A 23,240-nucleotide genomic window follows, 5' to 3' on the forward strand; every position below is an offset into this window, starting at 1 on the left:
GCTCGACTTGCATGTATTAGGCACGCCGCCAGCGTTCGTCCTGAGCCAGGATCAAACTCTCCATAAAAGTGTTTAATTTGTGCTCAAACTGTATCGCTAACGATACTTCATTGTGATTTTACAAAATCACTTAAAATTGACGAGAAAATCATGTTTTCTCTTTTCGCTTGGCTTTTGTTCAGTTTTCAAAGAACTACGTATCGCTCATTGGCGACTTTCATAATATAACACACCAACAATTCATTGTCAACAACCCGTTAACATCAATTGTTTTGGCGACAAAAAGTAATATACCATATATTAAAATATAAAGTCAACACTTTAATCAAAATTAAAAGCAACACACACTCATTGTGTGTTGCGCTTGTTTAAAACATACTTCATCGTTTCTTTAGGTGGGACAAAACGTTTATAGATTTTAAAGACAATTTGATATTTCTCTTCCATTGCCCGTTTTACAACTTCATCAATACGGGGATCAGACATATCTAAAAGTAATTCTTCCATTTCTCTTTTTAACATATACTCTATTTCCTGAACTTCCTTTTCATTTAAAATAACCCCTAACACGACTACCACCTCGACTATATGACTAAACAACTAAGCAATTAAACTTCACTCGGCCAACAGCTACCATCCAAACTAAAATTAACCTTAAGTTCTTTAAATTATTTTCTATTTGTCCCAATTTTATTCATAACTTTATCCTTTTCACCATAGATTGGTCATAACAATGGACAAGGAGGGTAAGAAATGAATATCTTTTGGATTTTTCACGCTAAGCGCATTAAGCAATTATCACTTATAATCATCGCTGCGTTCTTTACAGCTGGTTTACTTTATGTAGAACGGTCACAAATAGCCGTTTTCTCTACTTCTGATGGACCGCAAGCTTTCTACAAAGCTGAAACCGATGATAAACAAATAGCCTTAACTTTTAACATTAGTTGGGGTGAAAATCGTATTGGACCGATTTTAGACATTCTAGACCAAAAAGAAGTAGATCATGCAAACTTTTTTATTTCTGCCTCGTGGGCGGAACGTTATCCAGATCTAGTTCAAGAAATAAAAGATAGAGGTCACACCATTGGTAGCCACGGTTATCAATACAAAGATTATACGAGTTGGGATACGGAGAAGATCAGAAGAGATATTAATCAAAGCAGTCAAGTCTTAGCTGAGTTGACTGGAGAACGCCCTACTCTATTAAGACCTCCAAACGGTTCTTTTGATAAAAATGTTTTGCAAGTAGCCGATTCGCAAGGCTTCTCTATTATCCATTGGAGCATTAATTCAAAAGACTATCAAAATCCGGGAGTAGATGCCATTGTTGAAGAGGTAGTCCCTTCAACGAATTCTGGTGATATCATTTTATTCCATGCGTCAGATTCTGTTAAACAGACTCATAAGGCACTTCCTATTATCATTGATCAACTACGTGGGAAAGGGTTTAATTTTACAACCGTTGAAGATTTAATGGCTAGTACGAAGGCTGAAAACGAAGAAATTAAGTAAAAGAAGTCCCTTTTATCATAAATAGTCGAAACCCCCCGCCATATTTTGCGGAGGGTTCTTTTTATTTAGATGGTTTAGTTAATCGATGCAAGAGCAAAATCTGCCAAGTATTCGCTGTAATTAAAGGGGTGAAGTAGAGCCATAGCCACTTCGGATCATTAACGGTCAGTGCCGGTACCCACTCAATAGCTGTTATAACTACGATGAAGAACAAAGCCGGAATAAATGCACCTTGGTTTGTATCTTTTGCCTTTAGGTAAGCCACTAAAAGACCAAAAATCAAGAGTAAGATCGGCATGACCATGTAATGAAGAATGGTTTCATGCGGTTCTGCAAAAGCTATAAACCGAAAGTAGATTAAATCAAAAACAACGAACGCAATAATAATAATCTGTACATAATTCCACAATTTTTGCGATTTAAATAAGCCTAAACCAAACCGATGTACCGTTAAGTACGCAAAGAAACCCATCTGACTAACTAAACTAAAAGCAGCACAAATCCCTAAGAGCCAGATTAACCCAAAAAACATATTAAGAAACGTACCTTCAGTATAAACTTGGTAATCTAAAATAAATCCAACAATCGCACCACTAATGCTTCCGACTAAAAGCGTGGTAAAAAACAGATAAACGACTTTTCGACTGTTCACAGGTCAATCCTCCAATATCCAATTCTGCTTTCATGATTGTATCAATGTCCAGTAAAAATTGCTAGCCTTCTCCCGGTCGTCATGTATAAAACGTCGCGAAATATCTCAAATTAATGACAAAATGACTGAAAGGAGCTCATACAGCATGAAAAAGATCACTTATGTATTTATTTTCACTATGCTCCTAACTATTCTCGCTAGTTGTGCTCAGGCTGAAAGTGGTGGAGCCAGTCCCGATTACGAAAGCACCAAGAAGATGATGGTCGATATGCTCAAGACAGATGAAGGAAAACAAGCGATTAAAGAAATCATGGGTGATGAGGAACTCCAGCAAGAGATTGTCATGGATAATGCTTTTGTTAAACTAACGATTCAGCAAACACTTACATCAGAAGAAGGGCGAAAGTTCTGGCAAGATGTCATGCAAGATCCGGAATTCGCTCAAAAGTTTGCAGAGAGCATGCAAACGGAAAATGAAAAAATATTAAAAGGGTTAATGAAAGATCCTGAATACCAAGCCATGATGATTACTGTTCTTCAGGATCCTGAGATGGAAGCAGCTATTCTCGAAACGATGAAATCAAAGGAATATCGTCAGCAAGTTATGACAATTATGTCCGAAGCTTTTGAAAGTCCATTCTTCACAGCGAAAGTAAATGAGATTTTAACAAAAGTTGCCCAACAGCAATTAGAAAAACAAGACCAACAATCAGGTGGTGGCAAAGAAGAGGGCGGAGAAGAGAAATCTTCTTAAAACGTCGTTTTAGACCACCGACAACAAGAAAAGGATGACAACAAAGGTCAAGCTTGACCGGAGCTGTCATCCTCTTCTTTCTATTAACTTGTTTTATCAATGACTCGTTTCGCTATTTGAGCGTAGATGTCTCCAATAGGATGATCGGCCGCGTAAATAGAAGGGGCAAAGTCATCTTTATTTAAATCAGGTTGTCCAAGCGGAATTTGACCTAATAATTCTGTTTTTAACTCTTCCGTCAAGCGTTCTCCACCACCTGAACCAAAGACGTATTCTTTCTCTCCTGTTACACGACTTTCAAAATAGGCCATATTTTCTACTACACCTAGAATTTCATGGTGGGTTTTAATCGCCATTGTCCCTGCACGTGCCGCTACAAATGCTGCGGTTGCGTGTGGTGTCGTAACAAGAATTTCTTTAGAATGAGGCAGCATTGTATGCAGATCTAATGCTACATCCCCTGTACCAGGAGGTAAATCTAATACTAAATAGTCTAGATCTCCCCATTCTACTTCTGTGAAAAATTGGTTTAACATTTTTCCAAGCATTGGTCCTCTCCAAATAACAGGGGCATTGTCTTCTACGAAAAACCCCATCGAGATCACTTTTACACCAAACCGCTCCACTGGGTAAATACGATCCGCTATTACTTTTGGTCTTTCTTCGATTCCCATCATATCAGGAACGCTAAATCCATAAATATCAGCATCAATAATACCAACATTCTTTCCTAATCTAGCAAGGGTTGTCGCTAAATTGACTGAAACGGTTGATTTTCCGACCCCACCTTTTCCACTTGTTACAGCAACGAACGTTGTTTTGCTATTAGGAGCTAAGATCGATGGTCCTTCAAATGCTGGCTCATTCACGCCACCAAGATTTGAAATTTCATCTGAGCTTAATTCTTCGAAACGAAGGCCGACAGAATTCGCTCCTTCCCCTTTTACAACATTAACGATTTCTTGCTGCACTTCCATTTGTTCTGGAGTCCCGGTTTTAGCTAAGGCAATCTTCAAACTCACATTGCCATCTTTTACTTTAACTTCCCGGACTCCCCCTGTTTCAATAAGACTTTTATTTAAGTCTCGATCCTTTACACGTTTTAAGGCTTCGAGTACTACAGATTCAGTTACCAATGCAGACACACCTTCCTTTATTCCAGTTATATGCCTAGTATAGCATAGGAACTTGGTGGAGCGTGAATCCGTTTGCACTTATTATTCAGGTACCTTTTCATCTGTGTAGTAACGCAAAATTCCTTGATACACAGCCGCTGCTACTTTTTGTTGATATTCTTCCGTTTGTAGCAATTCTGCTTCAGTCGGATTCGACAAAAAGCCTGCTTCGATTAAAACACCTGGAATATTAGCGTTTTTCAACAAGTACACATTATGAATAGGCTTTGCTTGTCGATTTGTATTTTCAAGATTACGCCTTACTTCGTCTTGAACAAATCTTGCCAATTCTTCATTTTCCGGCATTGCTCGATTGTAAAACGTTTGGGCGCCACTCCACTTAGGAGAAGGAATTGCATTGAGATGAAGACTTACGAATAAATCCGCATCGGAATCATTAACAATATCTACACGTCGCCTTAAATCTTCATTTTTGCGTTGGCGAACTTTTCTTGTATCCGCATTAGCCAAATCATGGTCGTCTTCTCTAGTCATTAGAACGAGAGCACCCGCCTCTTGTAGATAGTCCCTCAGTTGTTCACTAATTAGTAGAGTAACTTCTTTTTCAAGGATTCCACTTTTGGATACAGCTCCACCATCAATTCCTCCATGACCTGGGTCCACTACTATCACTTTACCTGATAAAGGAAGATTCCATGTCGTCCATGAATCATTGCTTACAAATTGATATTGGATGATAAATAACAAACCAACGACACCTAATGCAAATGCCCCACCCTTTATCCATTTTACTAAGTTCACTACCATCCCTCCTCGTCCACTCTTCTATATATATTGGGACAAGGGAAAGATTATGAAGTGAATTTACATAGTTATTCAAAAAAGATGACTTTTCTTTAAATTGCTTGAGAGCAAGCAATAACAAACTTTAATGTAATCTTAAACGATATCGCTTCTCTCCTTCTCTAAAGCCCTTCGCCCACCATTGTTCAACAAAGGCTTCGGTCGCAATTTGGAGAGAATCCAGTAAGTAGTCAGAATCAAGGAGCCAGCCTTGAAGCAGGTTAAAGATACAATGAGAAATTTCTGTTAAATCATCGTCGCATCTTTCCTTTACTTGTTTTTCAGACTCACCTAAATATCCGAATTTTCCGTACTCTGCTCCTAAGAGAAAAGCATCAATCGCCATATCCATACATGGATCTAATAAAAAAGGATGGGAAAGAAAATGAAACGGAACGACTGGTTTGAAATGCTGTTCAACATCCGCTTTAAGGTCTTTTAACGATAAATTCTTCAATACGCTACGTTCAAATTTCCATTGCTTCTCTCTGCGTTTGTCTGATAGCACGGTTACATTCATTAACTTCCTCTCCTTTCATTTATTATCTTTTATTTATAGTATGACGAACTCCAATTGCAACATGCAGTGGAAAAGCTGTCGATATTGTCCAACTAGCTGAAAAGATTGGCATAAATAGAAAACCCTCTCTGATTAACGAACTTACTGAGAAAGGCCATTAGCCTTACAGAAAGCTTCGATAAAACCAAAGAGGGTTTTTCATCACTTATTTCATTTTATAATCCAAATAAGTTAGGTAAAAATAAGCTGATCTGTGGAATGAAAGCGACAAACAGTAAGACAATAATGACTGCTGCAAAATAGGGTAACAAGGTCTTTATGACGTTTTCGATTCTTACTTCTGCTACACTACACCCGACAAATAAGGCACTTCCGACCGGTGGCGTCATATTTCCAATACATAGCGCAAAACAGACGACCATTCCAAAATGAACTGGATCCATCCCGAACGTTTGGGCAACGGGTAAGAAGATTGGTGTGAAAATTAACACAGCTGGTGTAATATCCATAAATGTACCAATCATAAGAAGAATAGCAATCATAATCAGGATAATCCCGATTTGATTTTCCGTAATAGATAATAAAGCCCTACTTAACGCTTCTGGTAGACCAATATAAGACATAACGAGCGAGAACAACGCAGATGCTGTAATAAGGAATAAAATCATCCCTGTGATTTCAATTGTCTCTTTCAAAATGGCTGGGATATCTCTTACCTTCAAGCTTTTATAAATAAGAGAAAGTAACGTTGCATAAAGCACGGCAACTGCTGCACCTTCAGTCGCTGTAAAGATTCCTGCAACAATTCCCCCAATAACAATGACGATTAAAAATAAACTTGGGATTGCACTACCGACAATATACACTTTATCTTTTGTATTTGGCGTTTCAGAAATCGAGTAACCCTCTTTTTTTGCCATGAAGTAGGCCACAACCATAACCGCTAATCCCCATAGAATCCCGGGAATATAACCTGCCATAAATAAAGCGGCAACCGATGTACCTCCACTAACCAAGGAATAAACAATCAAAACTGAACTAGGTGGGATGATCAGCCCAGTTGGAGCAGATGCAATGTTAACTGCTGCAGAATACGTTTTTTTGTATCCTTGATTGGTTTGCATGGGTGTCATAATTCGTCCCATCGCTGCAGCAGAGGCTACACTTGATCCTGAGATTGAGCCGAATAACATATTCCCGACAACATTTGTGTGGGCAAGTGATCCAGGTAAACGACCGACTAGCACTTTTGCAAAATTCACGAGTCTAAACGCAATCCCACCATTATTCATAATAATTCCCGAAAGGACAAACAAAGGAATCGCCAACATTGTAAAGTTATCAATCCCCGTAACCATTCTTTGTGCGGAAGTCAGTATAGCGACATCAAATGGTACGATCAGTAAAAAAGTTGCAACCGAACTTAAGATAATAGCTAGGGCAATAGGCGCCCCAAATAATAATAGTAAGAAGAAGCTAACAAATAAAACGATCCCTGCGATCATTGTCATTATACTCCCACCTCTTCTTTCTCACTTAGTTTATTCGTCATCATGCTATAAATCGTATAAATGATGATGAAGACCCCACTAGTAGGTAACGCCGCATATACAACCCCAAGCGAGATACCCGTAGCTGCAGCTGTTTGTCCTGACGTCAGCATGACGATCTTTATACCTCCATAGATCATTAAGATCGCGGCAAATAAAAGGATGAACACATCTGTTGTTCTCTCAAATAGGAATTGAGTTTTCACATTGAATTTCTCTCTAAAGAATAGGATGGCAATATGTTTCTTTGCACCGAATACGTAAGCCGCCGAGAGTAACCCAAACCAAATGAGTAAATATCTAATCGATTCTTCCGTTCCTGGAGAAGAAATGTTCAACACATACCTTGCAATCACTTGCCAAATTGAGAAGATGACCATCACGATTAATAAAAGGGATGAACTCGTAATAAGTGTTTTATCTAGGATTCCTTTAAGTTTATTCACCGGTCGTTCCTCCTTTTATTAATTGATAGATTTCCTTTGTTTTATCGCTTGCAGCATATTCTTTATGAAGCGGTTGGACGGCATCAATAAAGATGGACTTGTCCACTTCAATGAATTGTACGCCCATTTTATCTATCGCTGTTTCCGTCATTTCTTCAATCGTTTCTGACCAAATTTCTTCGTGATAAAGTGTTGATTCTGTCGCAGCTTCTTCTATGATTAACTTTTCTGCTTCCGTAAACCTGTTGAAGCGTTCAGCATTCATAATTAACATATCAGGTACAATTTGATGGCCTGTATACATATAATATTTAGCGACTTCACCATGGTTGTTTCCAACTAGAGCGGTTTCATTATTTTCAGCTGCATCAATGACACCAGACTGCAAAGCTGTGTAAACCTCACCATATGCCATTGCTGTAGGAATACCACCTAAAGCATCGATCATTTTTACACTTGTTTGACTCGGTTGAACCCTTGTCTTTAACCCTCTCATATCAGCTAAGCTAGTGACGGCTTTATCTTTCGTGTACAGGTTACGAGTACCCGCATTATAGTAAGTTAGCCCAATGAAACCGATATCTTCTGTTTCAAAATATAGTTGATCGGTAATAGCATCATTGTTCATTACACTTTCAAACTCAGTGTAATCTTCAAAAACGTAAGGCAAACTAAAGATTGAGTAATCCGAATCAAACCCTTCTAGTGCACTAGCACTTACTTTTGCAACATCAACAGCACCGGTTTGAGTTAATTCAATCACTTCACGCTCACTACCCAATTGTCCATTAGCAAAAATAGTAACCGTTATGTCTTTGTTTGATTTTTCCTCAACTAATCTGCCAAATTCAACTAAAGACAAATGGATTGGATGATCAAGCGTTTGATTGTGTGCCAGCTTTAATTCCTTTTCTGATTGGTTTAAACAGCCTGCAAGTATCATTACAGCCAAAAGGCCAACAGTAACTTAAGTTGTCTTTTCACGATTTACTCCTCCTTAAAGCATAAAATTTAATCGCTCTTATTTTTTAATGTAACCATTTAAACAAGTCCCTGACCTTTTTCGGTCTAAACATTTAATAAAAAAGCTTTATCTATATTGATATGTCCATCACATTTTTATCAATTTGAATATCATTTACTTATCAGATAGATGATCTTGACCTTTTAATATGAAACTCCCTTTTAAGAACCATTTGCATAGTGCGAACCAATTTCTGATTACTATTTGATTGCCTTCCCAACTTTCTCTTGTTGGAAAAGTATATTACTCTACCTGTTTCGGGGTTACTCCTCTTCACAAATGTTACGAAGCGCTTACATTTGTGCCCCTCATGACGAGATGAACAAGATAGACAATAAAAAGCTCTATTACGTTCACGATTAATAACGCGAAATAACCTTCACCTCAAATCCCCTTATTTAATTTGTTTACTAAACAAATTATTATTAAAATCATCATAACGAGATTTTTGCCATTTTGCAACATATTTCGACTAATAATTGTGATAGAGTATTGAACGGATATTACCTTTTTTAGAACATGTTTACTTCTCTATCATAATTGGCCAAAAGGTGATGGTTTTGAAGGATGAGTTGATTGTCTCCTACTCGTTTAGAAGCTCTTCAATAAATGGTGGCTTTATGAACGGACATAGGTTCCGTTATTTGTTCAAAATCAGGAGAAATTGTCTATCAAATAATAATATAACGGAACGTATGTCCGCAAACCTCTTAAAAAGGAGCTTCTGGTCCCTAATAACGGAACACATGTCCACTCAATCAAGGCTCGCAACCTCTACTACGAGGACTCTCACTTCAACGATTGCCAAACTATAAAAAAGACCCCCAAACCAAAAGGTTTGAGAGCCTTGAAACGTAGATATATTAACGTTTTGAGAACTGAGGTGCACGACGTGCTGCTTTAAGACCGTATTTCTTACGCTCTTTCATACGAGCATCACGAGTCAAGAAGCCAGCAGTTTTAAGTGCAGGACGGTTGTCAGGATCTACTTTAAGTAGAGCACGAGCAACACCATGACGGATAGCGCCCGCTTGTCCTGTGTAACCACCACCATCAACATTTACGTGAACGTCATATTGACCTTCAACACCTGTTTCCACTAGTGGTTGTTTAACGATAAGCTTTAAAGTTTCTAGACCAAAATATTCATCTAATTCGCGACCGTTGATAACGATACGGCCGTCACCCGGCAATAGGCGTACGCGAGCAGTAGAATGCTTACGACGACCTGTACCATAATATTGTACTTGTGCCAAAATAATACCCTCCTATCGATTAACCGCGAAGTGTGTAAACTTCTGGTTTTTGAGCTTGATGTTTGTGTTCAGGACCTGCATATACATGAAGTTTCATACCTTGAGCGCGTCCAAGAGTGTTCTTTGGAAGCATTCCTTTGATAGCAAGCTCTAGCATACGCTCAGGCTTGTTAGCACGCATGTCAGCAGCTTTAGTCATTTTCAAACCACCTGGGTGATTTGTGTGACGGTAGTAGATCTTGTCATTTAATTTGTTACCAGTTAGTTCAATTTTCTCAGCATTGATGATGATAACGAAATCACCAGTGTCAATGTGAGGAGTAAAAGTTGGCTTGTGCTTACCACGTAGGATTGAAGCCACTTCTGAAGCTAAACGACCAAGCGTTTGACCTTCAGCGTCGACTACAAACCACTTACGCTCAACTTCGTTAGGCTTTGCCATATATGTTGTACGCATGAATTTCCCTCCGTATTATAGAAAATCTATCAATTTTTTTAAAACCAGTGTCTATTGTAACATTCCGAACCCGGGGCTAGTGGGTTTTGGAATTACCATCTAACATCATATAATATTGAAAACCCAATGTCAACAACTTGTTACACTAGGATTCGTTGTCATATGCATTATTTTTATATTTTATTAATATTCCTCACTAAAAATAGGTGTTTCATACGTGACTTTCCAGAGGAATAATCCGTTTCCTGGTGCTGTTTTGCCTGCTAGTGTACGATCTTGGGCTTGAAGAATTGTCGATAATTCAGAAGGCTCCCCTTTCCCGCCTCCAATATCTAGCAATGTTCCGACGATGATCCGAACCATGTTATACAAAAAACCGTTCCCTACTAATCGAAATACAAGCTCATCTTGTTCAAGCTCAACCGAAATTTCATATAAAGTTCTTACTTTGTCTTTCACGGCTGTATTCGACGCACAAAATGAGCTGAAGTCGTGAGTCCCTATTAATAAGGGTACCGCTTCCTTCATCCTTTCAAGATCAAATGAATACGGGTAGTGGAACGTTGTATTTCTTCTCCACACATCTGGTTGTTTACTTAGTAAAACGCGGTAATGGTATTCTTTCTTTACTGCGTGATACCTCGAATGAAAATCATCTGACACATGAGTCGCTTCCATAATACGCACATCGTCAGGCAAACAGGCATTCATTGCTTTTGGCCATTTATCAAGTGGGATTTGTAGAGGTGTGTCAAAATGTAGAACTTGTCCTCTTGCATGAACATGAGTATCCGTTCTTCCAGATGAATGAACACGAATCGATTCCCCTTTATGTAGGGTGGCTAATGCAGCCTCGATCTCTCGTTGTACCGTTCGTTTACCCGGTTGAACTTGGTAACCAGAAAATTGAGTCCCTTCATACATCACCCATAACGCCACACGTTTCAACTTTACCACTCCTAGATCCAAATATATCGTATTGCTACAATCATCGCTCCAAACGCTATACAGACGATTATAGCAATGGTATCCTGTCCTCCCCAAGCCAACAGGCGGTATTTCGTACGTCCCACGCCACCTCGGTAGCCTCTTGCCTCCATTGCCAGCGCCAAATCTTCCGCTCTTTTAAACGCGCTAATAAATAACGGAATGAGTAACGGGAGTAACGCTTTAATCCTTTTTCCCCATGGTCCTGATGTAAAGTCAACCCCACGAGCCATTTGTGCTTTCATGATCTTTTCCGTTTCCTGCATAAGAGTAGGAATAAAACGTAAAGCGATCGACATCATTAAAGCTAACTCGTGAGCGGGTAATCCGACTTTTTTTAAAGGGCTGAACAAATCTTCAAGTCCATCGGTTAAGTCAATTGGTTTTGTCGTCAATGTCACAAGTGATGTCAGCATCACAATCGTAATAAAGCGAATCGAGATGAAAAGACCTTGTTTTAATCCTTCTTCATAGACCGTTAAGAACCCAAGACTAAAAATGACTTCTCCTTCTCTTGTCATAAATAAGTGCAGAATCAATGTAAAGAGAACAAGCCATAGGATGGGCTTTATTCCTTTATAGATAAATGATAGAGGAACCCTTGAAAGAATCACCATCAAAATAGTAAACAAAATGACAACGCCATTTGCATACCAGTTATTTGCTAAAAAAATAACGAGCACGAGGAGAAAGACACTGATCAGCTTAGAACGAGGATCTAACCGGTGCAAGTAGGAAGCCCCCGTAACATATTGTCCAATAATGACATTTTGTAACATAGGCCTATTCCTCCTTTGCACGCAAAAGATCTGCGATAAATGCTGAGGTTCCTTCAACATCAAACTGGTTCGGTACCGAAGTTAGACGAAACTTCTCTTTTAGTTCTTGTAAGAAGCGAACCGTATTAGGAAGACCTAAGCCGAGCTCCTCAAGCTTTTTCGCTTCTTCGAAAATCAACTCTCTACCCCCACACATTTTGATCTTTCCATTGTGCATGACAATGATTTGATCGGCATATTTAGCCGCATCCTCCATATGGTGAGTGACTAAGATCGTCGTAGTGTTATGGTCTTTATGATACGTAGAAAACAACTCCATCATCTGATCTCTTCCTTCAGGATCAAGACCAGCAGCAGGTTCATCCAGCACGAGTACAGACGGTCGACTTGCCAACACACCCGCAATCGCTACTCTCCTCATCTGTCCACCACTTAAGTGAAAAGGAGACTTGTCTAAAAAGCTAGCATCTAGACCCACTACCTTTATAAGCTCTTTCGCTCGTTTCGTCGCATGTTCTTTTGAAAGTCCAAAATTAACAGGACCAAAGCAAATATCTTTTTCAACCGTTTCTTCAAATAGTTGGTGTTCTGGATATTGAAAGACATGTCCTACTTTTTTACGCAAATGAAGAAGATCTATTTTCTTTTGGCCTGCTTTCATCGTAAAAGAGCCGACTTGCACAGTGCCAGAGGTCGGCTTAAGCAAGCCATTGATATGTTGAACTAACGTAGACTTCCCTGACCCCGTATGTCCGATAATCGCTGTAAAGGAGCCTGAAGGAATCGTAAGGCTAATATCTTTAAGGGCCATTTTTTCAAAGGGGGTCTTTGGCATATAACAATGATCTACTTCGCTAAATACAATGTCCATAATTCTGAGATCAACTCCCTTTCCGATAAACATACTTTCTTAAACGTCATTCCCTTACGGCGAAGTTCATTTTGCAATTGAACGGGGAATGGAAGGGTTAATCCCATTTGTGTTAGTAGATCAGGAGAAGAAAATACATCCATTGGTGAAGCATCCTCTACAATACGTCCCTTATTAAAGATGAGAATTCTGTCGGCACGAACAGCCTCATCCATATCATGAGTAATTGAAATGATTGTCATCCCGCGCTGGTGTAGCATCTGTAACGTATCTAGGACTTCCTTACGTCCGACTGGGTCTAACATAGACGTCGATTCATCAAAGATCAAAACGTCCGGTTCCATCGCCATTACCCCGGCAATAGCAACTCTTTGTTTTTGCCCCCCAGATAAACGATAAGGCTCTGCGTCTAGTAGATGAGAAATGCCAATTAAATCAGCATAGTGATCAATTCTCTCTTGCATCACCTGACGCGCAAGTCCTAAATTTTCTAAACCAAAAGCAAGGTCATCTCGGACGGTTGTCGCAACAAACTGATGATCTGGATTTTGAAAGACCATTCCAACGCTTTGGCGAATTGTCCAAATGTCCTTCTCATCCGCTGTTGATAATCCATTAATCAGAACTGTCCCACTTGATGGAATTAGTAGTCCATTAAGAAGACGCCCAAATGTAGATTTTCCTGAACCATTTCTACCTAGTACAGCAATCCATTCTTTTGCTGAAATTGCAAGACTTACATGATCTATAGCCAACTTGCTCTCTTGCTCATATTGAAACGTAATATTCTTAAGCTGAATCAAAGAAGACACACAATCCCTCCCTTAAACAAACATGTGTTTATGTAGACTCTGACACTCGAAAAGTATGCCCTATGTAATCGATCAGGTGTAGATGCTAAATTTTCACTCTACTCCCCTTTTTCAGAAAAAAGAAAAGACAATGATCTACTCCATACAAAGTGAAACACGGTGATAATCAAATCTAATTTTTACATAGGAAGTCTCACTAGATTGTGAACCTTATTTTGATACCGCAAACCCACATCATTTTCGCCTGCTATTAGATAAACATAAATCAAACACTAATCCAAATGATTAAAACCAATATACCTAAAAAAGGGCAAACAAAAAAGGGCCCAGAAACAGAGCATACGTGCTCAGATCTGATTTGCCCTTTGTCGCCTCATCTATTCACTAAGACCAATTTGATTATACAAGCTCAATGATAACCATTGGAGCACCGTCACCACGACGAGGTCCAATTTTAAGAATACGAGTATAACCACCTTGACGCTCTTCATAACGAGATGCAATATCAGAGAATAATTTTTGGATAGCGTCTTGACCAGACTCCGTATCAGCAACTTCTCTACGAATGAAAGAAGCAGCTTGACGACGTGCATGTAAATCTCCACGCTTACCAAGAGTAATCATTTTCTCAACGATTGAGCGAAGCTCTTTCGCTTTTGCTTCAGTCGTTTCGATGCGCTCGTTGATAATAAGATCAGTAGCTAAATCACGGAATAAAGCTTTACGACCAGAGCTATCACGACCTAATTTTGCGTATGCCATGTTGTTTTCCCTCCTTTGTTACCTGCTCAATTAAAACGAGCAAAGACTATTATAAACGATGGAAGTTAGATTGCCTACCTATTCTTCTTTACGAAGACCTAGACCAAGCTCTCCAAGCTTCTCTTGAACTTCTTCAAGTGACTTACGACCAAGGTTACGAACTTTCATCATGTCTTCTTCAGACTTATGAGTAAGTTCTTGAACCGTATTGATTCCAGCACGCTTTAAGCAGTTGTAAGAGCGTACAGATAGATCAAGTTCTTCAATTGTCATTTCTAGAACTTTTTCTTTCTGATCTTCCTCTTTTTCAACCATGATCTCAGCGTTTTGTGCTTGATCGGTCATACCAACAAAGATATTTAAATGCTCAGTTAAGATTTTAGCACCTAAAGAAACAGCTTCTTCAGGACGTATGCTTCCGTCAGTCCAGACATCAAGAGTTAGTTTGTCATAGTTAGTTACTTGACCGACGCGTGTATTCTCAACTTGATAATTTACTCGTGAAACCGGTGTGTAAATAGAATCGATAGGAATAACCCCAATTGGTTGTTCATCGTTCTTATTACCCTCAGCAAGGATATAACCACGACCACGTTTTGCAATTAGACGCATATGTAAATGCGCACCAGCCGCAAGTGTCGCAATGTGAAGATCTGGATTTAAGACTTCAACATCACTATCATGAGTTAAATCATTTGCTGTTACAACTCCTTCACCTTGAATATCAATTTCAAGGGTCTTCTCTTCATCTGAATAGATTTTAAGAGCCAGCTTTTTTAAGTTCAAAATAATGGTTGTTACATCTTCAACTACGCCTTCGATAGTTGAGAACTCATGTAAAACTGAATCAATTTGAACAGAAGTTACAGCAGCGCCAGGCAAAGAGGAAAGAAGAATACGACGTAGGGAATTTCCTAAAGTTGTACCATATCCACGTTCTAATGGCTCAACGATAAATTTTCCATACTTTGCGTCTTCACTTACTTCAACCGCTTCAATATTTGGCTTCTCAATTTCAATCATTAAACAAACCCTCCTTCAAAACGTCGAACTCCGGTAGACTGCAAGGATTGCCTAACCGGATAACCAGTAGGCAATTCCTAAGCTTTACACCACTTTTGCCAACAGGACTGTTATCGCTCTATCCATTATTGACAATTTAGGGAAATCTATACAATGATTGATTCCGTTATACTCTACGACGTTTTGGCGGGCGACAACCGTTGTGAGGAACTGGAGTAACATCTTTAATCATGTTCACTTCAAGACCAACAGCTTGTAAAGAACGGATTGCCGCTTCACGACCTGCTCCAGGTCCTTTAACTGAAACCTCAACAGTTTTCATACCATGTTCCATTGCTGTTTTACCCGCTTGCTCTGCAGCCATTTGAGCAGCAAATGGAGTTGACTTACGAGAACCCTTGAAACCTAATCCACCAGCACTTGCCCAAGAAATTGTATTACCATGTGTATCTGTAATTGTCACAATCGTATTGTTGAATGTAGAACGAATGTGAGCAATCCCAGCTTCAACATTTTTACGTTGGCGACGCTTTGGACGAGTATTCGTTTTTTTAGCCATTTTTTATGCGACCTCCTTTACTACTTTTTCTTATTTGCTACAGTACGACGAGGACCTTTACGCGTACGTGCATTGTTTTTAGAATTTTGTCCACGAACAGGTAAACCACGACGGTGGCGAACACCACGATATGAACCAATTTCAATTAGACGCTTAATGTTAAGTGAAACTTCACGACGAAGGTCACCTTCTACTCTGTACCCTTCAACCGCTTCACGGATACGTCCTAATTCTTCTTCAGTAAGATCACGAACACGTGTATCTTCAGATACACCTGCTTTCGCTAGAATTTCAGACGATTTAGCTTTGCCGATTCCAAAGACATACGTTAGTGAAATAACTACGCGTTTATCACGTGGAATATCGACGCCTGCGATACGTGCCATGTGCAGCACCTCCTTATATATTAACCTTGTTTTTGCTTGTGTTTAGGATTTTCACAAATAACCATTACAGTACCCTTACGACGGATAACTTTACACTTTTCACAAATAGGCTTGACTGATGGTCTTACCTTCATTTTTTTTACCTCCTATATGGTACGGAGTGCACTGATTAGAGATCTAATCAGATTAAAGCAAAACAATGATTGATTATTTTGCTAGTCGCTCTCGCAACGTATTATTTGTATCGATATGTGATTCGTCCACGTGTTAGATCATAAGGTGAAAGTTCTACTGTCACCTTATCACCAGGGAGAATTCGAATGAAATGCATACGAATCTTTCCAGAAACGTGGGCAAGAATCTTATGACCATTTTCTAGTTCAACGCGAAACATTGCATTAGGAAGCGGCTCAATAACCGTACCTTCCACCTCAATTACATCTTCTTTAGCCACAGGTTCACTCTCCTTCCTTCAGTAAATCAGACTGTTTCTCTAGAAAATTCGTTAGCGCGTAACGTAATTTCCCGTTAGTAACACGTCCTGTTTCTATAAAGCTGCCCTTAACTTCATCAGCAATGTAATCAATTAATTCCAGGTGATTAATGTTCTTTTTCTTAGCGCGGTCAATTTTACGCTTATCGCCATCAGCGATTCTTACAAAACGTTCATCAATCAAGTCAACAATCACTCCAAATTGACCATAATCTCGTCCTTTTGTAACCATCACGATTTGACCTATCTCCGGAGATTGACCAGAGTCTTGCATCGTCATCATCACCTACAATTAAGCTTTTGTTAAGATTTCATAACCTGATTCCGTAATAGCAATCGTATGCTCAAAATGCGCGCAATTCTTTCCGTCCACTGTGACAACTGTCCAGTCATCAGAAAGAGTACGTACATAGCGTGTACCAGCATTAATCATTGGTTCAATCGCAAGAACCATTCCTGGTTTAAGTCTAGGACCTTTTCCTGGGGGACCATAATGAGGAATTTGAGGGTCCTCATGCAAGTCTTGCCCAACTCCGTGCCCGACATACTCTCTCACGATCGAATAGCCAAATGGTTCTGCATAAGATTGAATAGCATGCGAGATATCTGATAAGCGATTACCAGGTTTAGCAAACTCCAACCCTTTAAAAAGAGAGGCTTCTGTCACATCAAGTAACTCCTGATCCTTCTCAGAAATGTTGCCAACTGCATATGTCCATGCTGAATCTCCATGATAGCCATTGTAATAAGCACCAATATCAACGCTAATGACATCACCGTCTTTAAGCACTCGCTTCCCAGGAATTCCGTGCACTAATTCCTCATTTACCGAAGCACAGATGCTACCTGTAAACCCATTATAACCTTTGAAAGATGGCGTTGCATCGTATGAGCGAATCAACTTTTCTGCAATCGCATCTAATTCTTTTGTCGATATGCCAGGTTGAATATGTTCCTTTAGCGCTTGATGCGTTAAAGCAACAATCCTTCCAGCTTCTCGCATGATGTCTAGTTCTCGATCTGTCTTACAAATGATCATGCACGAAGTCCTTTCAGGAGCTGGTCAATATCTTCGAAAACTTTATTAATATCTTGGTCACCATTGATTTCACGCAAATAACCTTTTTCTGTGTAGAAATCTACAAGAGGTTGCGCTTGTGCTTGGTTAACTTCAAGACGTTTTTTAACCGTTTCAGGCTTGTCATCATCACGTTGGATTAACTCACTTCCATCAACGTCACAAACACCTTCTGTTTTAGGAGGGTTAAAAATGACATGATACGTTCTTCCAGATGTAGGTGAAACCCTGCGTCCTGTCAGTCGATCTAATAGAAGCTTTTCAGGAACTTCAACATTCAGAACATAATCAATCTTACGCTCCATCGATGTTAGTAACTCCTCTAACGCTTCAGCTTGAGCAACTGTACGAGGGAATCCATCTAGTAAAAACCCGCTCTGACAATCCTCTTTTGTTAATCGTTCACGAACAATACCAATCGTCACTTCATCAGGAACTAGTTCGCCTGCATCCATGAAAGACTTTGCCTTTAAACCAAGCTCCGTTTCTCCTTTGATTGCAGCACGAAACATATCACCAGTTGAAATATGAGGAATGTTATACTCTTCAACGATTCTTTCTGCTTGTGTACCTTTACCAGCACCAGGTAAACCCATTAAAATTAAATTCATTCCAATCTCCCTCCATCGCTCCGATTTAACAACAGAAGGCGAACGGGAAAGATAGCCTTTCCCAGATCCCCTTAATTACTTAATAAAGCCTTTATAAGAACGTTTAATTAGTTGACTTTCGATTTGTTTCATCGTGTCTAATGCTACACCAACGACGATTAATAATCCAGTACCACCAATTTGTACTGCAGGAGGTAAATCCATAAGACGTGTGAAGAATACTGGAATAATAGAAATCGTAGCTAGGAAGAGTGCACCAACAAACGTTAATCGATATAAAATCCGTGTTAAGTAAGTCTGTGTTGTCTTACCGGGCCGAATGCCTGGAATGTAACCACCTTGTTTTTTAAGGTTGTCAGCCATTTTTTCCGGATTAACTTGGATAAACGTATAAAAGTACGTAAATCCAATAATTAATAATGCGTAGACAATCATACCGATTGGTTGAGTATAATCAAATACTCTTGTCACCCATGCAGCAATCTCATTTCCTGTCCCAAAAAAGCCAGCAACTACTGGTGGAAACATAAATAAAGAAAGTGCAAAAATGACGGGGATAACACCAGCAGCATTAACTTTTAAAGGTAAATGCGTAGACTGTCCACCAACTGGACTACGTCCGACTAAACGCTTCGCATATTGTACAGGTACTTTTCTTAATGCTTGTTGAACAAAAATGACAACGACTACTATAGCTAAAACAGCAAGTGCCATAAGAAGAACTGTTACGATACTAAGGAACAGTTGATCACCAGCACCTTCAATCTGCTGTACATAGATTTGGTTAATTCCATTTGGAATACCAGCAGCGATACCAGCGAAGATAATAATAGAAATACCATTACCGACGCCTTTTGCTGTAATTTGCTCACCTAACCACATAAGAAATGCAGTACCGGCTGTTAATACTAAAGCTATAAACAAATAAGTTGGAACACTTGGATTAGGAATCAATCCAGGAAATAGAGAGTTAAATCCAATGGACATCCCTAAAGCTTGAACAAAACCTAATACAATCGTTCCGTAACGGGTAAACTGAGCTAATTTACGTCGACCAGCTTCCCCTTCTTTTGCCCATTCAGCGAATTTAGGTACAACATCCATTTGTAACAACTGCACCACGATGGACGCAGTGATATATGGCATAATACCCATGGCAAAAATCGAAAAGTTCCCTAATGCTCCACCACCAAACGTATTTAAAAACCCAAATGCATTCGCTTGATCGTGAAAATTAAGAACATCCTTGTTCGCTCCTGGAACAGGAATAAAACTTCCGATACGAAAGACAATGAGCATAAGCAGGGTGAAAACAACCTTTTGGCGTAAATCACCCACTCGAATAATGTTGGAGATCGTCCGGAACATTAAATCACCTCAGTTTTTCCGCCAGCAGCTTCGATAGCTTCTACTGCAGATGCTGAGAACTTATGTGCTTTAACAGTTAATTTATTTTCAAGTTTACCGTTACCAAGGATCTTAATTCCGTATTTTACGTTTTTTACAGTTCCTGTTTCGATAAGAAGTTCTGGAGTAACCTCAGTACCCGCTTCAAAGCGGTTTAACGTATCAAGGTTAACTACTGTAAACTCCTTACGAGTAGGATTTGTAAATCCGCGTTTCGGAAGACGACGGTATAATGGGTTTTGACCACCCTCAAAACCAGGGCGAACACCTCCGCCAGAACGTGCGTTTTGACCTTTGTGTCCTTTTCCTGATGTTTTACCGTTACCAGAACCGATACCACGACCTACACGGTTACGTACTTTACGTGATCCTTCTGCAGGCTTCAACTCATGAAGTTTCATGTTGACACCTCCTCGTAATTATGAATAAGCTATTAAGCTTCGATTTCTTTAACAGTTAAAAGGTGAGATACCTTATTTACCATACCGCGAATCGCAGCATTATCTTGTTGAACGACTGTTTGGTGCATTTTACGTAAACCAAGAGTGTTCACAGTAACGCGTTGGTCTTCCGGGCGTCCGATAAGACTACGAGTGAGGGTAATTTCTAATTTCTTAGCCATTTATTTTCCCTCCTTAACCTAACAGTTCTTCCACGGATTTGCCGCGAAGTTTAGCAACCTCTTCAGCACGTTTTAAACCTTTAAGTCCTTGCATTGTTGCACGAACCATGTTGATAGGGTTATTTGAACCAAGAGATTTTGAAAGAATATCACCGATACCAGCTAGCTCAAGTACAGCACGTACTGGGCCACCTGCGATAATTCCAGTACCTTCTGAAGCGTTCTTTAAAAGTACCCGTCCAGCACCAAAGTGTCCAACGATCTCATGAGGGATAGTTGTTCCAACAACTGGTACTTCAATAAGGTTTTTCTTTGCATCTTCTACAGCCTTACGGATCGCTTCAGGTACTTCTTGAGCTTTACCCATACCGAATCCAACGTGACCATTTTTATCGCCGACAACAACTAATGCAGCAAAGCGGAATCGACGTCCACCTTTTACTACTTTAGCAACACGATTGACAGCTACTACTTTTTCTTCAAGTTCCAACGTATTAGGGTCAATACGACGCATTCGTTTTCCCTCCTTTTTTCTTTAGAATTGCAATCCAGCCTCGCGGGCTGCATCTGCAAGTGTTGCTACACGGCCGTGATACACATAACCACCACGGTCAAATACAACTACTTTATGTCCATTCTCAATCGCACGTTTTGCTACGAGTTCACCTACAAGTTTAGCCGCATCTTTTTTCGTTACATCAGCAGCTACTTCAGAATCTAGAGTAGAAGCAGATGCTAATGTTACACCATTTACATCATCAATTAATTGAGCGTAAATATGTTTAGATGAACGGAAAACATTTAGACGAGGACGTTCAGGTGTTCCTGTAATCGCACGACGAACATGCAAATGTCTCTTCTTACGAGCTACGTTTTTATTACGTTTCGTAATCATTGAACGTCATTCCTTTCCGTGAGTTAGTGATTATTTACCTGTTTTACCTTCTTTACGACGAACATATTCGCCTTCATAACGAATTCCTTTACCTTTATAAGGCTCCGGTAAACGTACAGAACGAATGTTAGATGCTACAGCACCAACGCGCTCTTTATCAATACCCTTTACAATAACCTTCGTGTTAGAAGGAACATCGATCTCAATTCCTTGTTCAGGAGTGATTTCAACTGGATGAGAGTAACCAACGTTAAGAACAAGTTTAGAACCTGATTTAGTAGCACGGTAACCGACACCGATTAGCTCAAGTCCACGCTCATATCCTTTCGTTACACCTTCAACCATGTTGTTGATCAAACTACGCGTTGTACCGTGAAGCGCACGGTGCAACTTGTTGTCAGAAGGACGTTCAACTGTAACTAGGTTTTCTTCGATAACAACTTTCATATCCTCATGAAGGTTACGCTTAAGCTCACCTTTAGGACCTTTAACAGTCATTAAAGTGCCATCTAGAGTAATCGTTACTCCACTTGGTACTTCAACTGGTTTTTTACCAATACGAGACATTCTTGTACACCTCCGTTCATTTCAAGGATTATATTACCAAACGTATGCTAATACTTCGCCACCAACTTGTTGTTGACGTGCATCCTTGTCTGTCATTAAACCATTTGATGTTGAAACTAAAGCGATTCCTAGTCCACCTAGTACACGAGGAAGTTCGCCAGCTTTTGCATAAACGCGTAAACCAGGCTTACTGATACGCTTAAGACCAGTAATTACACGCTCATTTGTTGAACCGTACTTTAAGAAGATGCGAATTACACCTTGCTTGTTATCTTCAATGTATTCGAAATCGCGAATGAAACCTTCACGCTTAAGAATTTCAGCAATTTCCTTCTTCACTTTTGAAGCAGGTAATTCTAATTTCTCGTGGCGTACTGTGTTTGCATTACGAATGCGAGTAAGCATATCTGCAATTGGATCTGTCATGACCATAATTATTTACCTCCTTCCCGTTCTTGGGATTACCAACTAGCTTTTTTCACACCAGGAATTTGACCCTTATGAGCAAGTTCTCTGAAGCAAATTCTGCAAAGTTTAAACTTACGCAAAACTGAATGAGGACGACCGCAACGTTCACAACGAGTATATTCTTGTACTTTATACTTTTGTGTGCGTTTTTGCTTTGCAATCATTGATTTTTTCGCCAACGTTTTCCCTCCTCTTCGAAACGACTTATATTATTTTTGAAATGGCATTCCCATTTGAGTTAAAAGTTCACGAGCTTCTTCATCCGTGTTAGCAGTTGTTACTAGAACAATATCCATGCCACGAACTTTGTCGACTTTATCATAATCAATCTCAGGGAAGATTAATTGTTCTTTCACACCTAAAGTGTAGTTTCCGCGACCGTCAAAAGCTTTCTTTGAGATCCCACGGAAGTCACGTACACGTGGAAGTGAAACAGTAATTAATTTATCAAGAAATTGATACATGCGCTCGCCACGAAGTGTTACCTTCGCACCGATTGGCATACCTTCACGCAATTTGAAACCAGCGATTGATTTCTTTGCTTTCGTTACCAATGGTTTTTGACCAGTGATTTCAGCTAACTCTTCAACAGCTTTATCAAGTGCTTTAGCGTTAGAAACAGCATCACCAACACCCATGTTTACAACAATCTTTTCAAGTTTAGGCACAGCCATAACAGATGAATAGTTGAATTTCTCTACTAGACTAGGCACGATTTCACTTGAATACTTTTCTTTTAAACGACTCATACGATTGACCTCCTTTCA

At 39.6% G+C, this 23,240-nt stretch carries 34 protein-coding genes and 1 rRNA gene; 2 read left to right on the top strand and 33 right to left on the bottom strand.

Annotated features, from left to right (window positions below):
• Together PQ474_RS18155 and PQ474_RS18160 are read right to left on the bottom strand one after the other, a co-directional pair.
• Positions 1–67, bottom strand: a 16S ribosomal RNA gene (locus PQ474_RS18155); the annotation flags it as partial.
• Positions 68–348: 281 nt separating this feature from the next.
• On the bottom strand, positions 349–570 hold the full coding sequence (locus tag PQ474_RS18160; protein WP_273846221.1) for a hypothetical protein: 222 nt from the start codon (positions 568–570) through the stop codon (positions 349–351).
• A gap of 183 nt (positions 571–753) precedes the next feature.
• On the opposite strand from PQ474_RS18160, the gene pdaB reads away from it, so the two are divergent.
• On the top strand, positions 754–1,515 hold the full coding sequence (gene pdaB / locus PQ474_RS18165) for a polysaccharide deacetylase family sporulation protein PdaB (protein ID WP_273846224.1): 762 nt from the start codon (positions 754–756) through the stop codon (positions 1,513–1,515).
• A 61-nt stretch (positions 1,516–1,576) separates the two neighbouring features.
• Here pdaB and PQ474_RS18170 read toward each other — a convergent pair whose 3' ends face one another.
• Positions 1,577–2,167 (bottom strand): KinB-signaling pathway activation protein, encoded by a 591-nt coding sequence (locus PQ474_RS18170; protein WP_273846226.1) that lies wholly within the window; start codon positions 2,165–2,167, stop codon positions 1,577–1,579.
• A 145-nt stretch (positions 2,168–2,312) separates the two neighbouring features.
• Between PQ474_RS18170 and gerD the strand changes: the two genes are divergently transcribed.
• A complete protein-coding gene (gene gerD, locus PQ474_RS18175; protein WP_273846228.1) occupies positions 2,313–2,921 on the top strand; it encodes a spore germination lipoprotein GerD in 609 nt (202 codons plus the stop codon).
• A gap of 83 nt (positions 2,922–3,004) precedes the next feature.
• On the opposite strand, the gene PQ474_RS18180 is transcribed toward gerD, so the two are convergent.
• The 30 genes from PQ474_RS18180 to rplE all read right to left on the bottom strand — a co-directional run bounded on the left by PQ474_RS18180 (position 3,005) and on the right by rplE (position 23,222).
• Positions 3,005–4,057, bottom strand: coding sequence for an Mrp/NBP35 family ATP-binding protein (locus tag PQ474_RS18180; RefSeq protein WP_273846230.1), 1,053 nt, complete (start codon positions 4,055–4,057; stop codon positions 3,005–3,007).
• An 81-nt stretch (positions 4,058–4,138) separates the two neighbouring features.
• The gene (gene cwlD / locus PQ474_RS18185) at positions 4,139–4,858 is read right to left on the bottom strand and encodes an N-acetylmuramoyl-L-alanine amidase CwlD (protein WP_273846232.1); all 720 of its coding nucleotides are present in this window, start codon (positions 4,856–4,858) and stop codon (positions 4,139–4,141) included.
• A 127-nt stretch (positions 4,859–4,985) separates the two neighbouring features.
• Positions 4,986–5,420, bottom strand: coding sequence for a YbaK family protein (locus tag PQ474_RS18190; protein ID WP_273846234.1), 435 nt, complete (start codon positions 5,418–5,420; stop codon positions 4,986–4,988).
• Positions 5,421–5,635: 215 nt separating this feature from the next.
• Entirely contained in the window at positions 5,636–6,931 is a 1,296-nt protein-coding gene (locus tag PQ474_RS18195; protein WP_273846237.1) for a TRAP transporter large permease, read from the bottom strand.
• Complete coding sequence (locus PQ474_RS18200) at positions 6,931–7,416, bottom strand: TRAP transporter small permease (protein WP_273846239.1); 486 nt, start codon at positions 7,414–7,416, stop codon at positions 6,931–6,933. The genes PQ474_RS18195 and PQ474_RS18200 overlap by 1 nt, the downstream gene beginning before the upstream one ends.
• On the bottom strand, positions 7,409–8,359 hold the full coding sequence (locus tag PQ474_RS18205; RefSeq protein ID WP_273846542.1) for a TRAP transporter substrate-binding protein: 951 nt from the start codon (positions 8,357–8,359) through the stop codon (positions 7,409–7,411). The genes PQ474_RS18200 and PQ474_RS18205 overlap by 8 nt, the downstream gene beginning before the upstream one ends.
• Before the next feature lie 944 nt (positions 8,360–9,303).
• The gene (gene rpsI, locus PQ474_RS18210) at positions 9,304–9,696 is read right to left on the bottom strand and encodes a 30S ribosomal protein S9 (RefSeq protein ID WP_273846241.1); all 393 of its coding nucleotides are present in this window, start codon (positions 9,694–9,696) and stop codon (positions 9,304–9,306) included.
• Between the two features lie 19 nt (positions 9,697–9,715).
• Positions 9,716–10,153 (bottom strand): 50S ribosomal protein L13, encoded by a 438-nt coding sequence (gene rplM, locus PQ474_RS18215; protein WP_273846243.1) that lies wholly within the window; start codon positions 10,151–10,153, stop codon positions 9,716–9,718.
• Between the two features lie 183 nt (positions 10,154–10,336).
• Positions 10,337–11,101, bottom strand: coding sequence for a tRNA pseudouridine(38-40) synthase TruA (gene truA, locus PQ474_RS18220; protein ID WP_273846245.1), 765 nt, complete (start codon positions 11,099–11,101; stop codon positions 10,337–10,339).
• Between the two features lie 11 nt (positions 11,102–11,112).
• Positions 11,113–11,919: an energy-coupling factor transporter transmembrane component T family protein gene (locus PQ474_RS18225; protein ID WP_273846247.1), complete on the bottom strand. Its 807-nt coding sequence runs from the start codon at positions 11,917–11,919 to the stop codon at positions 11,113–11,115.
• 4 nt (positions 11,920–11,923) lie between these two features.
• Positions 11,924–12,790 carry an energy-coupling factor ABC transporter ATP-binding protein gene (locus PQ474_RS18230; protein ID WP_273846250.1) on the bottom strand — a complete coding sequence of 289 codons (867 nt, stop codon included), beginning with the start codon at positions 12,788–12,790 and terminating at the stop codon, positions 11,924–11,926.
• Positions 12,766–13,602, bottom strand: coding sequence for an energy-coupling factor transporter ATPase (locus PQ474_RS18235; RefSeq protein ID WP_273846252.1), 837 nt, complete (start codon positions 13,600–13,602; stop codon positions 12,766–12,768). Before PQ474_RS18235 ends, PQ474_RS18230 begins: the two co-directional genes overlap by 25 nt.
• Positions 13,603–14,001: 399 nt before the next feature.
• Positions 14,002–14,364, bottom strand: a complete 363-nt coding sequence (rplQ, locus tag PQ474_RS18240) for a 50S ribosomal protein L17 (protein ID WP_273846254.1) — start codon at positions 14,362–14,364, stop codon at positions 14,002–14,004.
• A gap of 78 nt (positions 14,365–14,442) precedes the next feature.
• Complete coding sequence (locus PQ474_RS18245) at positions 14,443–15,387, bottom strand: DNA-directed RNA polymerase subunit alpha (protein WP_273846257.1); 945 nt, start codon at positions 15,385–15,387, stop codon at positions 14,443–14,445.
• Between the two features lie 166 nt (positions 15,388–15,553).
• Positions 15,554–15,946 carry a 30S ribosomal protein S11 gene (rpsK, locus tag PQ474_RS18250; protein WP_273846259.1) on the bottom strand — a complete coding sequence of 131 codons (393 nt, stop codon included), beginning with the start codon at positions 15,944–15,946 and terminating at the stop codon, positions 15,554–15,556.
• A 20-nt stretch (positions 15,947–15,966) separates the two neighbouring features.
• The gene (gene rpsM / locus PQ474_RS18255) at positions 15,967–16,332 is read right to left on the bottom strand and encodes a 30S ribosomal protein S13 (RefSeq protein ID WP_273846261.1); all 366 of its coding nucleotides are present in this window, start codon (positions 16,330–16,332) and stop codon (positions 15,967–15,969) included.
• 20 nt (positions 16,333–16,352) lie between these two features.
• Complete coding sequence (gene rpmJ / locus PQ474_RS18260; protein WP_003322638.1) at positions 16,353–16,466, bottom strand: 50S ribosomal protein L36; 114 nt, start codon at positions 16,464–16,466, stop codon at positions 16,353–16,355.
• A 101-nt stretch (positions 16,467–16,567) separates the two neighbouring features.
• The gene (gene infA / locus PQ474_RS18265) at positions 16,568–16,786 is read right to left on the bottom strand and encodes a translation initiation factor IF-1 (protein ID WP_010896341.1); all 219 of its coding nucleotides are present in this window, start codon (positions 16,784–16,786) and stop codon (positions 16,568–16,570) included.
• Positions 16,787–16,790: 4 nt separating this feature from the next.
• The gene (locus tag PQ474_RS18270) at positions 16,791–17,099 is read right to left on the bottom strand and encodes a KOW domain-containing RNA-binding protein (RefSeq protein WP_273846412.1); all 309 of its coding nucleotides are present in this window, start codon (positions 17,097–17,099) and stop codon (positions 16,791–16,793) included.
• An 18-nt stretch (positions 17,100–17,117) separates the two neighbouring features.
• Complete coding sequence (map, locus tag PQ474_RS18275) at positions 17,118–17,864, bottom strand: type I methionyl aminopeptidase (RefSeq protein ID WP_273846414.1); 747 nt, start codon at positions 17,862–17,864, stop codon at positions 17,118–17,120.
• On the bottom strand, positions 17,861–18,514 hold the full coding sequence (locus tag PQ474_RS18280) for an adenylate kinase (RefSeq protein ID WP_273846417.1): 654 nt from the start codon (positions 18,512–18,514) through the stop codon (positions 17,861–17,863). The genes map and PQ474_RS18280 overlap by 4 nt, the downstream gene beginning before the upstream one ends.
• A gap of 75 nt (positions 18,515–18,589) precedes the next feature.
• Positions 18,590–19,882 (bottom strand): preprotein translocase subunit SecY, encoded by a 1,293-nt coding sequence (gene secY, locus PQ474_RS18285; protein ID WP_273846419.1) that lies wholly within the window; start codon positions 19,880–19,882, stop codon positions 18,590–18,592.
• Complete coding sequence (rplO, locus tag PQ474_RS18290; RefSeq protein ID WP_273846421.1) at positions 19,882–20,322, bottom strand: 50S ribosomal protein L15; 441 nt, start codon at positions 20,320–20,322, stop codon at positions 19,882–19,884. Before rplO ends, secY begins: the two co-directional genes overlap by 1 nt.
• A 32-nt stretch (positions 20,323–20,354) precedes the next feature.
• On the bottom strand, positions 20,355–20,543 hold the full coding sequence (rpmD, locus tag PQ474_RS18295) for a 50S ribosomal protein L30 (protein ID WP_034631470.1): 189 nt from the start codon (positions 20,541–20,543) through the stop codon (positions 20,355–20,357).
• Positions 20,544–20,556: 13 nt separating this feature from the next.
• Positions 20,557–21,057 carry a 30S ribosomal protein S5 gene (rpsE, locus tag PQ474_RS18300; RefSeq protein WP_273846426.1) on the bottom strand — a complete coding sequence of 167 codons (501 nt, stop codon included), beginning with the start codon at positions 21,055–21,057 and terminating at the stop codon, positions 20,557–20,559.
• Positions 21,058–21,078: 21 nt separating this feature from the next.
• Positions 21,079–21,438 (bottom strand): 50S ribosomal protein L18, encoded by a 360-nt coding sequence (rplR, locus tag PQ474_RS18305; protein ID WP_273846428.1) that lies wholly within the window; start codon positions 21,436–21,438, stop codon positions 21,079–21,081.
• A gap of 30 nt (positions 21,439–21,468) precedes the next feature.
• Entirely contained in the window at positions 21,469–22,005 is a 537-nt protein-coding gene (gene rplF, locus PQ474_RS18310; protein WP_273846430.1) for a 50S ribosomal protein L6, read from the bottom strand.
• Positions 22,006–22,038: 33 nt separating this feature from the next.
• Positions 22,039–22,437 (bottom strand): 30S ribosomal protein S8, encoded by a 399-nt coding sequence (gene rpsH, locus PQ474_RS18315; protein WP_273846433.1) that lies wholly within the window; start codon positions 22,435–22,437, stop codon positions 22,039–22,041.
• 29 nt (positions 22,438–22,466) lie between these two features.
• On the bottom strand, positions 22,467–22,652 hold the full coding sequence (locus PQ474_RS18320) for a type Z 30S ribosomal protein S14 (RefSeq protein ID WP_012957149.1): 186 nt from the start codon (positions 22,650–22,652) through the stop codon (positions 22,467–22,469).
• 30 nt (positions 22,653–22,682) lie between these two features.
• Positions 22,683–23,222, bottom strand: coding sequence for a 50S ribosomal protein L5 (rplE, locus tag PQ474_RS18325; RefSeq protein WP_273846441.1), 540 nt, complete (start codon positions 23,220–23,222; stop codon positions 22,683–22,685).
• Positions 23,223–23,240: the final 18 nt, after the last annotated feature.

The sequence above is a fragment of the Halalkalibacter alkalisediminis genome, from assembly GCF_028610705.1.
In the GTDB taxonomy this organism is placed as follows: Bacteria; Bacillota; Bacilli; order Bacillales; family Bacillaceae_D; genus Halalkalibacter; species Halalkalibacter alkalisediminis.

What these genes read in the sequence shown, in the direction of transcription:
- pdaB (WP_273846224.1), top strand. Translation starts at nt 754, where the DNA reads ATGAATATCTTTTGGATTTTTCACGCTAAGCGCATTAAGCAATTATCA.
- gerD (WP_273846228.1), top strand. Translation starts at nt 2,313, where the DNA reads ATGAAAAAGATCACTTATGTATTTATTTTCACTATGCTCCTAACTATT.
- PQ474_RS18190 (WP_273846234.1), bottom strand. Translation starts at nt 5,420, where the DNA reads ATGAATGTAACCGTGCTATCAGACAAACGCAGAGAGAAGCAATGGAAA.
- PQ474_RS18195 (WP_273846237.1), bottom strand. Translation starts at nt 6,931, where the DNA reads ATGACAATGATCGCAGGGATCGTTTTATTTGTTAGCTTCTTCTTACTA.
- PQ474_RS18205 (WP_273846542.1), bottom strand. Translation starts at nt 8,359, where the DNA reads ATGATACTTGCAGGCTGTTTAAACCAATCAGAAAAGGAATTAAAGCTG.
- rplM (WP_273846243.1), bottom strand. Translation starts at nt 10,153, where the DNA reads ATGCGTACAACATATATGGCAAAGCCTAACGAAGTTGAGCGTAAGTGG.
- PQ474_RS18225 (WP_273846247.1), bottom strand. Translation starts at nt 11,919, where the DNA reads ATGTTACAAAATGTCATTATTGGACAATATGTTACGGGGGCTTCCTAC.
- PQ474_RS18230 (WP_273846250.1), bottom strand. Translation starts at nt 12,790, where the DNA reads ATGGACATTGTATTTAGCGAAGTAGATCATTGTTATATGCCAAAGACC.
- rplQ (WP_273846254.1), bottom strand. Translation starts at nt 14,364, where the DNA reads ATGGCATACGCAAAATTAGGTCGTGATAGCTCTGGTCGTAAAGCTTTA.
- PQ474_RS18245 (WP_273846257.1), bottom strand. Translation starts at nt 15,387, where the DNA reads ATGATTGAAATTGAGAAGCCAAATATTGAAGCGGTTGAAGTAAGTGAA.
- rpsK (WP_273846259.1), bottom strand. Translation starts at nt 15,946, where the DNA reads ATGGCTAAAAAAACGAATACTCGTCCAAAGCGTCGCCAACGTAAAAAT.
- rpsM (WP_273846261.1), bottom strand. Translation starts at nt 16,332, where the DNA reads ATGGCACGTATCGCAGGCGTCGATATTCCACGTGATAAACGCGTAGTT.
- rpmJ (WP_003322638.1), bottom strand. Translation starts at nt 16,466, where the DNA reads ATGAAGGTAAGACCATCAGTCAAGCCTATTTGTGAAAAGTGTAAAGTT.
- PQ474_RS18270 (WP_273846412.1), bottom strand. Translation starts at nt 17,099, where the DNA reads ATGCAAGACTCTGGTCAATCTCCGGAGATAGGTCAAATCGTGATGGTT.
- map (WP_273846414.1), bottom strand. Translation starts at nt 17,864, where the DNA reads ATGATCATTTGTAAGACAGATCGAGAACTAGACATCATGCGAGAAGCT.
- PQ474_RS18280 (WP_273846417.1), bottom strand. Translation starts at nt 18,514, where the DNA reads ATGAATTTAATTTTAATGGGTTTACCTGGTGCTGGTAAAGGTACACAA.
- secY (WP_273846419.1), bottom strand. Translation starts at nt 19,882, where the DNA reads ATGTTCCGGACGATCTCCAACATTATTCGAGTGGGTGATTTACGCCAA.
- rplO (WP_273846421.1), bottom strand. Translation starts at nt 20,322, where the DNA reads ATGAAACTTCATGAGTTGAAGCCTGCAGAAGGATCACGTAAAGTACGT.
- rpmD (WP_034631470.1), bottom strand. Translation starts at nt 20,543, where the DNA reads ATGGCTAAGAAATTAGAAATTACCCTCACTCGTAGTCTTATCGGACGC.
- rpsE (WP_273846426.1), bottom strand. Translation starts at nt 21,057, where the DNA reads ATGCGTCGTATTGACCCTAATACGTTGGAACTTGAAGAAAAAGTAGTA.
- rplR (WP_273846428.1), bottom strand. Translation starts at nt 21,438, where the DNA reads ATGATTACGAAACGTAATAAAAACGTAGCTCGTAAGAAGAGACATTTG.
- rplF (WP_273846430.1), bottom strand. Translation starts at nt 22,005, where the DNA reads ATGTCTCGTATTGGTAAAAAACCAGTTGAAGTACCAAGTGGAGTAACG.
- rpsH (WP_273846433.1), bottom strand. Translation starts at nt 22,437, where the DNA reads ATGGTCATGACAGATCCAATTGCAGATATGCTTACTCGCATTCGTAAT.
- rplE (WP_273846441.1), bottom strand. Translation starts at nt 23,222, where the DNA reads ATGAGTCGTTTAAAAGAAAAGTATTCAAGTGAAATCGTGCCTAGTCTA.